Source organism: Bacillus sp. TE8-1, assembly GCF_008368855.1.
GTDB lineage: Bacteria > Bacillota > Bacilli > Bacillales > Bacillaceae_G > Bacillus_A > Bacillus_A cereus.
In genome coordinates this window covers 222,418-236,193 of sequence record NZ_QPET01000009.1, presented here as the reverse complement: position 1 = coordinate 236,193, position 13,776 = coordinate 222,418, and the positions used below count along the sequence as shown (strand labels likewise).

Here is a 13,776-nt window from a genome sequence, read left to right as displayed (position 1 = left end):
ATTCCCTTTTTGTTTATTAGTCTTTATACCAATTTCCCAACACGTCTCTAGGAATCTCCTTGAAATCCTTCAAAGAAACGGGGCCGACAAACTTTTTAATTCCATGTTTTTTAGAATTTTCATCCGAATAATCTTTTAAAAATTGAATTTTAAATTGTTTCTTACCATCAGCATAGTCGGTTACTGTCGGTACGATTGCCGCTTGTCGTATACCAAAAGTTTTATCTTCATACTTAACAAATTGTACATAAGATAATCCTCCAACTAATGTTTCTAATTTTTCTTGCGCAGAAATAAGATTTCCAAGAGAATAATAGATTAGCGTTTCATGTCCATCTTTATTTTGTTTCCACTCAATTGGTTGAATTACATGTGGATGATTTCCAATTACTACATCTACACCTAAATCTGTTAAATAGTGAGCAACTTCTTTTTGTTGCTTTGAAGGTGTTGAGGTATATTCTACTCCCCAATGCACCATAACAATCACCATATCAGAGCTACTCTTTGCCTTTTCCACATCATTTTGGATCGCTTTTTTATCAATTAAATTTAAAGCCCAAGACTTATCAGCTGGAATTTTAATTCCATTCGTACCATATGTATAATTTAGTAACGCAAAACGAATACCATTTTTTGTAATCGTTTTTATTTCATTACGCTCGTTTTGACTCTCATTAATACCTAACGGGATAACATCCGGATATTTCTTCCAGTATTCTCTTGTATTCGCAACACCTTTAATACCCATATCCATAGCGTGATTTGTCGCTTGCGTCACTATATTGAATCCAGTGTCCACTAAAGATTGGCCTACTTCTTCAGGTGTATTGAAAGTCGGATATCCCTGTACTTTTAAATTATTTCCGGCAATCGGAGTCTCCTGGTTCACTATAGCAAGATCACTTGATTTAACAGCTTTTTTGATATTTTCATAAATATAATTATAATCATATGAACCGTCTTTTTGTTTGCCATCTTTAATTACTGCGTCATGATATAAATTATCACCCGTTGCTATTAAATTCACAACCGATTGTATTTTTTTATCTTCAGTAAAATTAGGAGACTGTTGGATAGGACTTTTCTCTACCCAATTTGGTGCTTTTAATGATGTATCTATATTGGATTCAGCCGGTGGTAATGAAGCTTTAGATGTCTTAACATCTGTATTACCACAAGCGGTTAAAAGCACTAAAAAAATAAGACATACTAAAAAAAACTTTTTACTTCTCTGTAAAGTATCTAACATGTGATCCTCTTTTCTGTTTTATTCCTTATAACCAGTTCTAACAAATCATTCTTTACAACAACGTATTTTGGTTTTACCCTTAATTATGGAAGGACACTCTGTTACACCTGCTTCGGAATATACTAATAATTGTTTTCCGCTTTCTAGCAATCTATCGATTCCATCAGAAATGATAGATTGCTAGAAAGACATAATCCATCAGGATGTCGACTAGTTTGATATACCTGTTCCAATTGCAGTAACTCGTTTAATATTTAAACAAGATGGGAGAATCGTTCATATAGCCTCTTCTCTCGCTTTATGTTTAAGGTGCCTCCCAAAAAAGGGATCGTTGCTGTAACCCTTTACATAGTGCGAAATTTTTGCAACTAATTTCTTTCATTCAAGCGACAAACATTATACCGATAACAATAAGTAAGACCCAAGAACTTATTTTACCAATATACGAAAAAAGTAGCAATCTTTTGCCCCATATAAAGAAGCCAATTAGGAGAAATGAACGAGAGATTCATTCTATTCAATTCCTTCATTGATTAATAAAAAAACAAGCCACCCAACTATTGGATGGCTCTATACTATAAAAAGAATTTGTTATTGGATTACTTCAATTTCCCTTCAAAAACAATCTTCCTACCGCACGGTTCAACTACTGTTTTGCCGTCTTTTTTTACTTCATGAAAGATTGGCTCTTCCATACGACGAGACGGAGCGTAGCCTTCTTGTTCCATACGTGCTAAGCAGTCTGTAATTGTTTCATTTTCAAGTACTTCAAATTTCTTTTTATTAGATTGTTTTGTCATGCCCTAACCTACTTTCTATTTTTCTTGATGCGAATTGATTTTTCATGTAGACCATATATAACATTGCGAGAATTCCCATTATAATCATAACCGCAATAAAAAAGCTTGTATACTGTATTTTTTCTATAAATACGCCGCCTAATACAGGTCCCATAATACTTCCTAAACTAAAAGCGATTCCGGATAATATATTACCTGCTGGTAGTAAGTGTCTCGGTAATAAATCAGTCATAAATCCAAGCCCTAAAGAGAAGCACGATCCAATAACCATACCCGCTAAAAGCATGCAGGCAAAGACGATCCAGTAATATTGATCAAATACGGCGGCAAGTAGAAAAATGCCCGTACTTATGCTAAACGTCCACGTTAATATACGGTCCCTTCCGTATTTGTCACTTAATATACCGAGCGGAATTTGTGTAATAATACCCCCAACTGCAAATGCTGGTAATAAGAAGGATACATCTGAAACAGACCACCCTTTACGAAGTGCGTATACTGGTAAGTTACTGTTTAACATTGCTTCAAGTACGCCATATGCAAGTGGTCCCAGCAGTGCAATCCATCCTAATCCAACAACTTGTTTATAACGAGAAAATGATGATTCACTCTTCACTTCTCTTTCATCTTGCGCTGGGAATGCATTTTTTGTTGGAAGTAGTAAAAGCCAACCTATTAAACAAAGTATAGTAGATATAATAAATGGTGTTGCAAGACCGTACTGCACAGTGCTTGCTAAATACGGACCAACGGCAAAACCAATTCCGAAGAATACACCGTATATCGATACTTGTCTCCCTATTTTACTTGGGTCTGATGTCGTCGTAATCCATGTTTGTGTTCCGACATGAAGCATATGATCTCCAACTCCAACTAGAAATCTAAGGATAAACCATACCCAAAATGAAAATGTTTGTGTAAAAAAGAATAATGAAATAATAACGAGAAACCCACCTATAACAATAATCGGCTTCATTCCAAACCTTTGCATCGGTTTTTCAAGAAACGGCGAAATAACTAATATCCCAATGTACAATGCCGTCGCATGAATACCATTAATACTTGAACTAACCCCTTCTTGTTCAAAAATCATTGCAATGGCCGGTAAGAGCATTCCTTGTGACAAACCCGAGATTGCTACAATCCCAACCATAATCCAAAAAGTAAAACGCATTGACATCCTCTGTCCCTCTCCTTCTCACGCTTCCACTTTTCATTATAAACTGTTTCTTCAAATGCGTGTACGAATATTCGCAATAAAAAACAAGCTAAAAGAATGAACCTTTTAGCTTGTTATCTTACCCTTCCCAAACTTGCGCTTTCACATTGTAATGAAAGTGTTTAAAATATGGATTTTCATAAAATGAAGGTCCATATAAGTAATGTTGCATATGAGCTGTTAGTGGCTGCTGCATTTGTAAAGGAACTACAGCTGGTGAAACTTGCATATACATCGGATCTATCATTATTTTTGTATAGATATGATGATTATATGGCGAATAAGCGATTAAGGATGGTTTATGCATTGATAATCTCCCCTTATACATACAAATGTTATAGTATATGCAACACTTCTCATTTCGGGGATTATTTCTGTTCTAACCAATCCTCTACATGTTTTATAAATACATCTAAACAATCAATAAACGGCGAGTGTCCGCAATCTTCTAATACCTTCAACTCTGCATTTGGCAAATGTTTCGCTAATTCCTCACCGACTACTTGCGGTACGACATAATCTCTATCACCTTGTATGACGAGTGTTGGCGCTTTAATACGATGAATTTGTTTACTTCCCTCTACAACCCCATTATGTTCATCTGAAATATTAAATGTAATGAGCGCATAATTCACATCTACGAAATTACGTTGCGTTAACATATCATCTAAATACTTTTCATAACGATCCGGTTCAGGTTGATTATGTGTATATATTAATAGATTCCATACTGTACGGTAATATAGTTTGTTCATATTTTTTATCGCATCTAATACTGGAGCGATTTGTACTGGATCTTGCGCAATTTCTTCTTTCGTCTTTACTAAACTTGATACAATCGGCTGCCCATTCGTATCTTTTTTAAAGATTGGGTATCCTTTCATTCCTACTGATTCTACTAAAATTAACTTTTCTACAAAAGTTGGGTGATTCGCTGTAAATTGCATCGCAACGCCACCACCCATTGACCAGCCCATTAATGAAAATTTCTCTAGCTTTAACTCGTCAATAAATAATTTTACATCGTCTGCAAAGTCTTGTAATGAATCTATCGACTGATTATACGTTGATTGTCCAAACCCTCTTAAATCAAGAGCGTAAATATGGTATTGATCTTGCAACTTTTCAATAACTAAATCAAAGTGTTGTGACGATGTCATGTTCCCGTGAATGAGTACAAGAATATCTGTATTTCGCCTTCCAACTTCCTGATATGCAATCGTTTCTCCGTTCGATAGTGAAACAAACTCCATTGTTGCAGGCTTAATCATCACAAGTTCCCCCATTCTATTTAATAGAAAGAAAATTCTTTACTTAATTAAAGAATAGCACGTAGAATATACGTTCGCAACATAAAACCTATAAGAATTTTTTACATAAATCAACATGTCTATTACTAGACAATTATTATAAAAAAGTATATAGTTAGCTAGGTAACTAATTTGAAAGGATCAAAATACATGGACGAAAAACAACATTTTTTTCACATCGTCAGCCAGACTTCTCGAAAGTTTACGAAGAAATTTAATGAACGTGTATCTCCAACAGGGTTATTTAGTGCGCAATGGGCTGTTATTTTCCGCATTAATCAAACTGGTTCTTGTACGCAAACAGAATTGTGCCAGTATTTAAATGTTGAATCACCAACGATGACTCGTACGTTAACACGTATGGAAACGATGGGATGGATTATTCGTACAGAAGGTAAAGATCGCCGCGAGAAGCTCATTTCTTTATCCGAAACGGCGATAAAGATGATTCCAGTATGGCAAGAAGAAGTTGATACTTTCGAAGAAAAAACGCTAGAAGGTATTAATGAAGATGATTTACATCAAGCATTTCAAGTGTTACAACAAATTATTAAAAATTTAGATTAAATTGGAGGGATGACGATGCAAAGTGAGAAACTTTGGACGAAGGATTTCCTCGGAACTTGTTTTAGTAGTCTATTTCTTTTCTTAACATTTTACATGCTTATGACTACTCTGCCTGTCTATGTCATAGACGGCCTAAAAGGAAAACCTGAGGAAATTGGTTTAGTTGCAACTGTGTTTCTTATTTCTTCTGTTTTATGTAGACCATTCACAGGAAAATGGCTCGATGATTTAGGAAGAAAGAAAATATTATTTATTTCACTTTCATTATTTTTAGCCGCTACTGTTATGTATTTCGGTGCGCAAAGTTTATTCTTATTACTTGCCCTTCGCTTCTTGCACGGTATTGGGTTCGGGATGGCAACGACAGCTACTGGTACGATTGTAACTGATGTTGCGCCAGCTCATCGACGAGGCGAAGCGCTTGCATATTTCGGCGTATTTATGAGTCTGCCGATGGTAATTGGTCCTTTTTTAGGTTTAACAATTATTTCTCATTTTTCGTTTACTGTATTATTTATCGTTTGTTCCGTATTTTCATTACTTGCATTTTTATTAGGACTACTTGTAGATATTCCGCACGAAGCACCTGTTAGCAAACAAAAACGTGAAAAAATGAAATGGAAAGACTTAATCGAACCATCTTCTATTCCGATTGCACTTACAGGATTTGTTTTAGCTTTTTCTTATAGTGGTATTTTATCCTTTATTCCTATTTATGCGAAAGAACTCGGTTTAAGTGAAATTGCAAGTTACTTCTTTATTTTATACGCACTTGTTGTTGTTATTTCTCGTCCATTTACAGGAAAGATTTTTGATCGCTTCGGTGAAAATGTACTCGTTTACCCTGCTATCATTATTTTCACAATCGGAATGTTCATATTAAGCCAAGCACAAACTTCATTTTGGTTCCTTGGCGCAGGTATGCTAATCGGTTTAGGTTACGGGACATTAATTCCGAGTTTCCAAACGATTGCGATTTCTGCCGCTCCAAACCATAGACGTGGTTCTGCGACAGCTACGTATTTCTCATTCTTTGATAGTGGTATTGGTTTTGGTTCTTTCATTTTAGGTATTGTCGCAGCGAAATCCAGTTATCATAATATGTATTTTATCGCAGCTATTATCGTTGCGTTCACTTTACTTTTATATTATGGATTACACGGACGAAAACAAAAATTCAAGAAACAACCTACAGACGGAAAAATTTCCGCTTAACGTTAATAAGGAAAGTAAACTTCCCCGTTTACTTTCCTTATTTTGTATTTCTTTCAAGAGGAGCGTATACTTATAGTAGAAATAAAAAGGAGGGCCATATATGAAACTAAAAAAATCTCCCCTACTCTTACTTATACTAACATTCATATTTGTAATTACAGGGCTTGGGTTTACTTACTTCAAACAAAATAAAACGACCCCATCAAAACATAATGTGACAAAAGAAAACTGGTTAAATGACCCTTACTTACGTTGGTCGTACACACACATGAAAGAATTCACTTTAGTTAATGACGTAAAAAACAATCCTGACCAAATTGCTCACTTCCCTTCCGCATTGCAAAACTTAGACGATTTTGCTGTGGAGCGTAGATTCGGAAATACAACTCCTCTAAAAAAACTTTTAGATGATAACAAAACAGATGCTTTTGTCGTTGTACATAATGGACAACTTGTTTACGAACGATATTTCAATGGGTATAAACAGAATGAACCTCATGGTATGGCATCATTAGCAAAAGTCTTTACCGGGGCAATTATACAATCTCTCGCTGAAGAGAATCGTATCGATTTAGAGAAAACAGCTGACACTTACATAAAAGAATTAAAAAACACACCGTTCGGTAATGCCACACTTCAGCAATTAATGGACATGCAAGTTTCAGCTGAATATCCTACTCATGGATATGAGCAACCTGGGCTAGAAAATCAAGATGCACAATTATATTTAGCTAGCAATATTTTACCCCGCGGCAAAAATTACGACGGTCCGATGAAAATTTATGATATGTTATGGGAAGCCGAAGAAACTGCACCGCCTGGTTCTTCCTTTTCTTACAATAACGGATCAACAGAAACGCTCGCTTGGATTATTAGAACTATTACTGGTAAATCACTAGCTGAAAATGTAAGCGAACGAATTTGGTCTCAAATTGGTATGGAAGAAAACGCGTATTACGTTACAGATGAAACAAAAGTAGAACAAGCTAGTGCTGGATTAAATGCAACTGCTAGAGATATGGCGAGATTCGGGCAATTACTATTAAACAATGGGGAATATAACGGAAAACAAATTCTCCCTTCTTCTATTACAGAAAGTGTAAAAAATGTCCAAGAAGGTGAACTTGCAATTGGCCCTGGAGCTTCCATTTCTTATCATAATCAATGGTGGATTCCCCACAATGAACAAGGTGCTTTCGAAGTGTTAGGTAGTTACGGACAAACACTTTACATCGATCCGAAAGCAAATATGGTAATCGCTCACTTCTCTTCTAACGCAACGCCAAGTAATGAAATACATTCGGTTTACTCAAATATGTATATTGATATTGCACATCATTTGGAGAAGCTTCCACGGTAGTGAAAGCTTCTTCTTATTGCGTTGTTTTATTTGAAACCACTACCCTCATCACGGTTATTCATAATGAAACTTTTTATTAGCAATCCAATAATACGTTACGAAGAGTGTCAATAAAATCCACACTATAGTTAGTAATCCAGTAATTATTGCGTTTGAATTTACTACCCCCGTGACTAACGTTTCCATTGCATACTTACTCATACCGGCTGGATTAAGCTGATCCATTATTGGATTCAAACCGACGATTACTCTGCAGGCTAAAAGGAAAACAATTGAAATTAATGCAATCATACCTTGACTGTGAAAAATAGCACTTATCATTGTTGTGAAAGATACGATAAAAAGAACCCAAATTAGATAAAATAGTAATCCAGTAATTAGGTGTGCAAATGGAACGGCAGTAAAAAGAAAATTTACATATAGATAAGAAGCTACGTATCCAATTGTTACACTAAACGCTACCATTAAATAGTTTGACACTATTTTCCCACCTACATATGAAGTAACAGTAACGGGCCTTGTTAAAATAAAGGCCAACATACCATTAGCTTTATCTGTTTGAATTGCACCCATCATAGAAATCACTAGAATCATAAGTCCAAGCTGATCAAACTGGGATCCTAAAGTACTCGCTAATACTTCGCCCCCTTTTTGCGCTGCCATACTCAGATCAATTGTAATTCCCTGGCCTCCACCTAATGCTTCTAGAATTGATGGCAAATAATGAGTTACTATCGGCTGTGTTGCACCTAAAAATATAAAAACAATTGGTAGCCAAATAATCTTAAAATCACGTAACATTTGAACATATTCTTTTTTTATCAATACCATTGAGTTATTCATTTTTACACCACCAATTTCAAGAAAATTTCTTCTAAAGTATCGTTGCTCATTTTAAATTTAACAATGTCCACTTTATGTTCGAGTGCATTTTGCAGTAACATATTTTTGTTTATTTCGATACTTTCAACCTTCACTTTGATTTTAAGCCCAACCACTTCTACATTCTTCACATACGGTAATTTCTTTACAACTTCAATCCAATTTTGATCTTTAGTTGTTATTTCAATCATTAATTTATTTTCACGATTACGTTGTAAAAGCTCCGTAATCGTTGTGTCTTCTATTTTTGTTCCATCTTTTATAATGACAAATCGTTCACAGATTTCTTCTGCATCGCTTAAGATGTGGGTTGATAATAAAATGGTTGTATCTTTTTTTATTTCTTTAATCAGATTCAATACTTCCCGCCGGCCGATCGGATCTAATGCGGATACTGGTTCATCCATGACAATAAGCGAAGGTTTATGCAATAATGCTTGTGCAATACCAAGTCGTTGTTTCATTCCACCAGAAAATGTACTAACCTTTGCATTTTCTTCTTCCTTTAGTCCAACTTTCTCCAACATTTTTGGAATCGACTTTGACAATTCTTCTTTTTTCAACCCCGAAAGTTGGCCCATAAACGTAAGCGTTTCTCTCGCTGTCATCCAATGAAAAAAATTAGGATATTGAGGTAAATAACCAATTTCACTTTTCATTTTTGATATTTTTATCCCATTCAATAAAACTTCACCAGCAGTTGGATTAGTAATATCCGAAATTACTTTTATTAATGTGGATTTCCCTGCTCCGTTTGGTCCAATTAATCCGACGCATTCCCCTGCTTGCAGTTCCATCGAGAAATTATTCACAGCAATTTTTCCTTTAAATGATTTTGTTACATTTTTAATCTCTAATTTCATAATTTCTCACTGTCCTTTCTCCCTATAACAAAGTACAAGATAGGTCCCAATATATTAACGAAAAGAATAATTAACGTCCATACAAGTACATTTTTTCTTGTTTTCCTATGTCGATATAAATCAATGAATGCAATTAAAACTAAAAGTGCTCCCACTGCAATAACTGGTAATATAATGGGTAGAAAAGCCATAATATCAATGTCTTTAAGATCATTCAATCCATAATGTATTTTCATTGTCATCACTCCTTTTAAATCTCATTATCATTATTGATAATGATAAAACAAAAGCGGATGGATTGCAATCATTATTCTCATTATTTATAATGAGAATAAAAAACAATACATAAGGTGATATAATGAGTAATAAAGTTGAAATTTTAATGCATCCGGTAAGAATGAAAATTTGCCAAGTGTTAATGAGAAATAAAGAAGATGGGTTAACACCATTAGAAATGGTAAAAATCATTAAAAATGTACCACAAGCAACACTATATAGACAGCTACAAACTATGGTTGATTCAGGTATCGTTCATGTAATTAAAGAAAAAAAGGTAAAATCTGTTTCTGAAAAATATTACGCAATCAATGAAGAAGATGCAAAAATTGAAGGAAGTGAATGGAAAGGATTATCTGATGATGAAAAGTTAAACTACATTTCCTATTATCAGTTATCACTTATGACACAATATCAAAGTTACCTTAAGAAATTAGAGGAACAAAACAGTCAAGAAGATACTGCTACTTTTTCTGTAGTAGAATTAAAGCTAGATGAAGAACACTTTGGAAAATTTCAAAACGAACTTAACGAATTAATGATTAAATACTACAATAGCCAAAGTAAAGGCGACGAAATAGAGACTCCGGTTCGGACTGTCGCTATTACAATTATTCCAGAAACTTAAATTTACTCGATATAAAAATGCAAATCAATAATTTGAACTAAATCCTGAAAACAGGATACCTCTCAAAACACCTAAACCATCTGCTTCCTATATTCTCTTTAGGGGCTAGGTGGTTTAATTTTTCTTGAATTCACACACAAATGTAGTAATGAATGTATTACTTTTGTTATCTTTTATAAGTAAAAAGCTTCATCTTTTTAATGAAGCTTTCTATCACTTTATTAAAAAGATAATAAATTAATCGTTTCCTTTAAAACACTTCCCTTACAAAGATTGTCTGTTCATATTGGTCGAAAATTTCTTCTATAGATGAAAATAAAGTTTCTTCCGGGATGATGAACTTTATTTTTTGACCATTTTTTAACATGAAGGAAATCGTTCCATTATCATTAAAACCTGTATGAAACGTTCCTCGTTTATTTAATAGTACCTCTTCAATTATATTTATTTCAATTGAAAAGTTATTCTTTAATTGCAAGAGTTCATGTACATCGCCAGTATGTATTTTTGCATCTATTTCAGTTTCTAAGTTTAATTGTTTTTTCTCAATTTTTTTGAACCAAAACAAAAACAATAGCTCTGAAATACCAGGTAATTGTTTTTTATAAGCATGTCGGCTATGAAACTGTCCGCCAATCTTTATAAAATATATACAGTCACCTGTAATAAAAACTTTATAATATATATCTGCCGTAAACATTTTAGGCTTTAAAAGATAAAAACTTTTGATCATAATTCCCCCATCAATTTTAAATGTATTTGTATAAACATTTTTAGCTAGATTTGTGCTAAAACATATTTCTCATGTAATGCAACACTATTGTATTGAATCTCCTCTCCCTTTGCAACAGTTGCTTTGAAGCCAGCTAGTAACCTTTCTCTATACTATCCCTATAAGTGCTACCCCATTTCCAACCGTTTTTCTTCTAGTATATTAAAAGCAGAATTTGATACGAGGCTCTATATCAATCTATCAATAAATTAACACTCTGTAAATATCTGAATTTTCTTTACTTTGAAGGTTATCTCCTAAACAACCTCGAATAATTGTAATACATATACATAAGGAGGTTGATCTATTTTGTTTCGTTCCTTTACAAATGGTTGCGTCGCCTTAGTGCAACGCTTCTTGCCAGAACCGTTTATTTTATCATGTTTACTAACTGTTTTCGTTATCTTCTTTGGTATGTTTGCGACTCACCAAACACCTGTAGAAATGATTAATCACTGGGGTAATGGAATTTGGGGACTCCTCGCCTTTTCTATGCAAATGGCACTTGTACTCGTGACTGGATCTGCTTTAGCAAATGCTCCTCTTATTAAAAAAGGATTAACGAAAGCTGCCAGACTACCAAAAACAACTGGACAAGGCATTATTGCCATTTCAATTGTAAGTTTACTCGGTGCATACATAAACTGGGGCTTTGGAATTGTTGTATCTGTTTTATACGCAAAAGAAGTGGCAAGGCAGCTGGACGGATTAGATTATAGACTAGCAATCGCCTCTTCTTACTCTGGATTTCTCATTTGGCATGCCGGTCTTTCTGCCTCTATCCCTCTTACGTTAGCAACAGGCGGTGAAACGTTAATTAAAACGACTGCTGGAAGTATTAAAGAGGCGATTCCAATAACAGAAACGTTATTCTCACCATACGCTCTCGTTCCAGTTATTATTTTTCTCATTACGATGCCTCTCATTAATAAAGCGATGCATCCAGATGAAAAACATACGATTACAGTAGATCCTAGCGTGTTCCATGAAGAAGCTGCTGCTCAAGAAGTAGAAAAAAATACGTTCGCTGAAAAGATGGAAAATAGCATTATTATTACACTTTGCGTTGGATTGTTAGGTCTCATTTATATTTTCAATTACTTTTATACGAAAGGTTTTAACCTTACTCTCGATATCGTGATTTTTATGTTATTAATTGCAGGTCTTATTTTCCACCGTACTCCGATTCAGTATATTCGTGCTTTTTCAGACTCTACGAAAAGTGCTTCTGGCATTTTACTTCAATTTCCGTTTTACGCAGGAATTATGGGCATGATGATTGGAGTAAATAGTGAAGGACTTTCACTTGGAGGAGCTATTTCTAATTTCTTTATTAGCATTTCAAATGAAACGACTTTTCCGCTCTTTACATTTTTAAGTGCTGGCATTGTTAACATTTTCGTTCCATCTGGCGGCGGTCAATGGGCTGTGCAAGCACCAATTATGATTCCAGCTGGCGCTGAACTTGGTGTACCTGCTGCAAAAACAGCAATGGCAATTGCATGGGGCGATGCTTGGACGAATTTAATTCAACCTTTCTGGGCATTACCAGCATTAGCGATAGCTGGTTTAGGTGCTCGTGACATTATGGGATTTTGTGTTGTGAACTTACTATATGCGGGTTTTATCATTAGTCTATGTTTCTTATTTATTTAAACGAAAAGCTAGTTTTATACTAGCTTTTTTACATAATAAATCACTTATTTCCCACGCAATTTATAATCTTCTCCCACTCTGACTCCGTAAGATGTAATGACTCAAATGCAAAAAAATCTTCGCACACTTTTTTAATTAGATGTGGATTTCCCCTCAAAAAATTCCACTGTAATACTTTAGGAAGAAAATGCATTTCATATTCTTTACTTCCCCGTACTACCTCATCAACTTCTCTTTCACAAATTCCTCTTATTAAATAATCATTTCTTAACTCTATTTGAATTTGCTGAAATGTTTCGCTGCATTTTTTCAATTGAAGTAAACACGTAACATACTTCCGAAAAAGTTCGCCATCATACTGAACACAATTTATAATACGGTCGACTTCATTCATAATGTACGAGCCTTTTCTTCTATTTGTAATAACCATTTTTCACGCTTTGATACTTTACTCGTTTTCACAGATTGAAACACTGACCGTTTTATATCGCGAATGCCACAAAAACGTAAAACACCTCTCTTCATTATAATCCAATCTACTGATCGATATAACAATGCGACGTACCATAGAGGTGAGTCTAACGTATTAATAACCCACGCTTTTTTCCCTTGCAATAATCCTTTCGGCAGAGCCCCTTCATATTTATAAGCAAATCCAGCTACGAAAATACGGTCAATAAAACCTTTTAAAATAGCTGGCATTCCCCACCACCATATTGGATAGATGAATAGAATTGTATCTGCTTCTTCTACTAACGTTCTGTATCGAGCTGTTTCTTCTTCATTTACTAAATCACGTCTTTTCTTCTCTTCATTAAATACGAGGACTGGATCAAATTGTTCTTTGTATAAATCAAGTACGGTAACTGAATGATTTGTTTCCTGTAGTCCTTTTTGCACATGATTTAAAATCGCCGCATTAAAACTTGAAGGACTAGGATGAGCGTATACAATTAGTACGTTCACTACATAACAA

General features: G+C 34.6%; 16 protein-coding genes. 5 read left to right on the top strand and 11 right to left on the bottom strand.

Going from position 1 to position 13,776, the window contains the following annotated elements; translation table 11 throughout:
- Positions 1–16: 16 nt before the first annotated feature.
- The 5 genes from DN404_RS07755 to phaZ form a co-directional block, all read right to left on the bottom strand.
- The gene (locus DN404_RS07755) at positions 17–1,252 is read right to left on the bottom strand and encodes a CapA family protein (RefSeq protein WP_149214928.1); all 1,236 of its coding nucleotides are present in this window, start codon (positions 1,250–1,252) and stop codon (positions 17–19) included.
- A gap of 599 nt (positions 1,253–1,851) precedes the next feature.
- Positions 1,852–2,052: an NETI motif-containing protein gene (locus DN404_RS07750; RefSeq protein ID WP_149214927.1), complete on the bottom strand. Its 201-nt coding sequence runs from the start codon at positions 2,050–2,052 to the stop codon at positions 1,852–1,854.
- On the bottom strand, positions 2,036–3,232 hold the full coding sequence (locus tag DN404_RS07745; RefSeq protein ID WP_149214926.1) for an MFS transporter: 1,197 nt from the start codon (positions 3,230–3,232) through the stop codon (positions 2,036–2,038). The genes DN404_RS07750 and DN404_RS07745 overlap by 17 nt, the downstream gene beginning before the upstream one ends.
- Before the next feature lie 118 nt (positions 3,233–3,350).
- Positions 3,351–3,578 carry a hypothetical protein gene (locus DN404_RS07740; protein ID WP_000549500.1) on the bottom strand — a complete coding sequence of 76 codons (228 nt, stop codon included), beginning with the start codon at positions 3,576–3,578 and terminating at the stop codon, positions 3,351–3,353.
- Between the two features lie 61 nt (positions 3,579–3,639).
- A complete protein-coding gene (phaZ, locus tag DN404_RS07735; protein ID WP_006920435.1) occupies positions 3,640–4,542 on the bottom strand; it encodes an intracellular short-chain-length polyhydroxyalkanoate depolymerase in 903 nt (300 codons plus the stop codon).
- A gap of 189 nt (positions 4,543–4,731) precedes the next feature.
- On the opposite strand from phaZ, the gene DN404_RS07730 reads away from it, so the two are divergent.
- From DN404_RS07730 to DN404_RS07720, 3 genes are all read left to right on the top strand, one after another.
- The gene (locus tag DN404_RS07730) at positions 4,732–5,148 is read left to right on the top strand and encodes a MarR family winged helix-turn-helix transcriptional regulator (RefSeq protein WP_000343680.1); all 417 of its coding nucleotides are present in this window, start codon (positions 4,732–4,734) and stop codon (positions 5,146–5,148) included.
- Between the two features lie 15 nt (positions 5,149–5,163).
- Positions 5,164–6,363, top strand: a complete 1,200-nt coding sequence (locus DN404_RS07725; RefSeq protein WP_001190318.1) for an MFS transporter — start codon at positions 5,164–5,166, stop codon at positions 6,361–6,363.
- Between the two features lie 100 nt (positions 6,364–6,463).
- On the top strand, positions 6,464–7,723 hold the full coding sequence (locus tag DN404_RS07720) for a serine hydrolase domain-containing protein (protein ID WP_149214925.1): 1,260 nt from the start codon (positions 6,464–6,466) through the stop codon (positions 7,721–7,723).
- Between the two features lie 54 nt (positions 7,724–7,777).
- Here DN404_RS07720 and DN404_RS07715 read toward each other — a convergent pair whose 3' ends face one another.
- The 3 genes from DN404_RS07715 to DN404_RS07705 are packed head-to-tail and all read right to left on the bottom strand — an operon-like array spanning position 7,778 to position 9,704.
- The gene (locus DN404_RS07715; RefSeq protein ID WP_016122860.1) at positions 7,778–8,566 is read right to left on the bottom strand and encodes an ABC transporter permease subunit; all 789 of its coding nucleotides are present in this window, start codon (positions 8,564–8,566) and stop codon (positions 7,778–7,780) included.
- A 2-nt stretch (positions 8,567–8,568) separates the two neighbouring features.
- Positions 8,569–9,468 carry an ABC transporter ATP-binding protein gene (locus tag DN404_RS07710; RefSeq protein ID WP_016122861.1) on the bottom strand — a complete coding sequence of 300 codons (900 nt, stop codon included), beginning with the start codon at positions 9,466–9,468 and terminating at the stop codon, positions 8,569–8,571.
- Positions 9,465–9,704: a PLD nuclease N-terminal domain-containing protein gene (locus DN404_RS07705; protein ID WP_000690914.1), complete on the bottom strand. Its 240-nt coding sequence runs from the start codon at positions 9,702–9,704 to the stop codon at positions 9,465–9,467. Before DN404_RS07705 ends, DN404_RS07710 begins: the two co-directional genes overlap by 4 nt.
- Before the next feature lie 122 nt (positions 9,705–9,826).
- Between DN404_RS07705 and DN404_RS07700 the strand changes: the two genes are divergently transcribed.
- Positions 9,827–10,372, top strand: coding sequence for a transcriptional regulator (locus tag DN404_RS07700; protein ID WP_049108471.1), 546 nt, complete (start codon positions 9,827–9,829; stop codon positions 10,370–10,372).
- Positions 10,373–10,622: 250 nt separating this feature from the next.
- Here DN404_RS07700 and DN404_RS07695 read toward each other — a convergent pair whose 3' ends face one another.
- Positions 10,623–11,105, bottom strand: coding sequence for a hypothetical protein (locus tag DN404_RS07695; protein ID WP_000597307.1), 483 nt, complete (start codon positions 11,103–11,105; stop codon positions 10,623–10,625).
- 348 nt (positions 11,106–11,453) lie between these two features.
- Between DN404_RS07695 and DN404_RS07690 the strand changes: the two genes are divergently transcribed.
- Positions 11,454–12,800, top strand: a complete 1,347-nt coding sequence (locus DN404_RS07690) for a short-chain fatty acid transporter (protein ID WP_000490031.1) — start codon at positions 11,454–11,456, stop codon at positions 12,798–12,800.
- Positions 12,801–12,840: 40 nt separating this feature from the next.
- Here DN404_RS07690 and DN404_RS07685 read toward each other — a convergent pair whose 3' ends face one another.
- Positions 12,841–13,194: a hypothetical protein gene (locus tag DN404_RS07685; RefSeq protein WP_001006474.1), complete on the bottom strand. Its 354-nt coding sequence runs from the start codon at positions 13,192–13,194 to the stop codon at positions 12,841–12,843.
- The gene (locus tag DN404_RS07680; RefSeq protein WP_149214924.1) at positions 13,191–13,766 is read right to left on the bottom strand and encodes an NAD(P)H-dependent oxidoreductase; all 576 of its coding nucleotides are present in this window, start codon (positions 13,764–13,766) and stop codon (positions 13,191–13,193) included. Before DN404_RS07680 ends, DN404_RS07685 begins: the two co-directional genes overlap by 4 nt.
- Positions 13,767–13,776 lie beyond the last annotated feature (10 nt).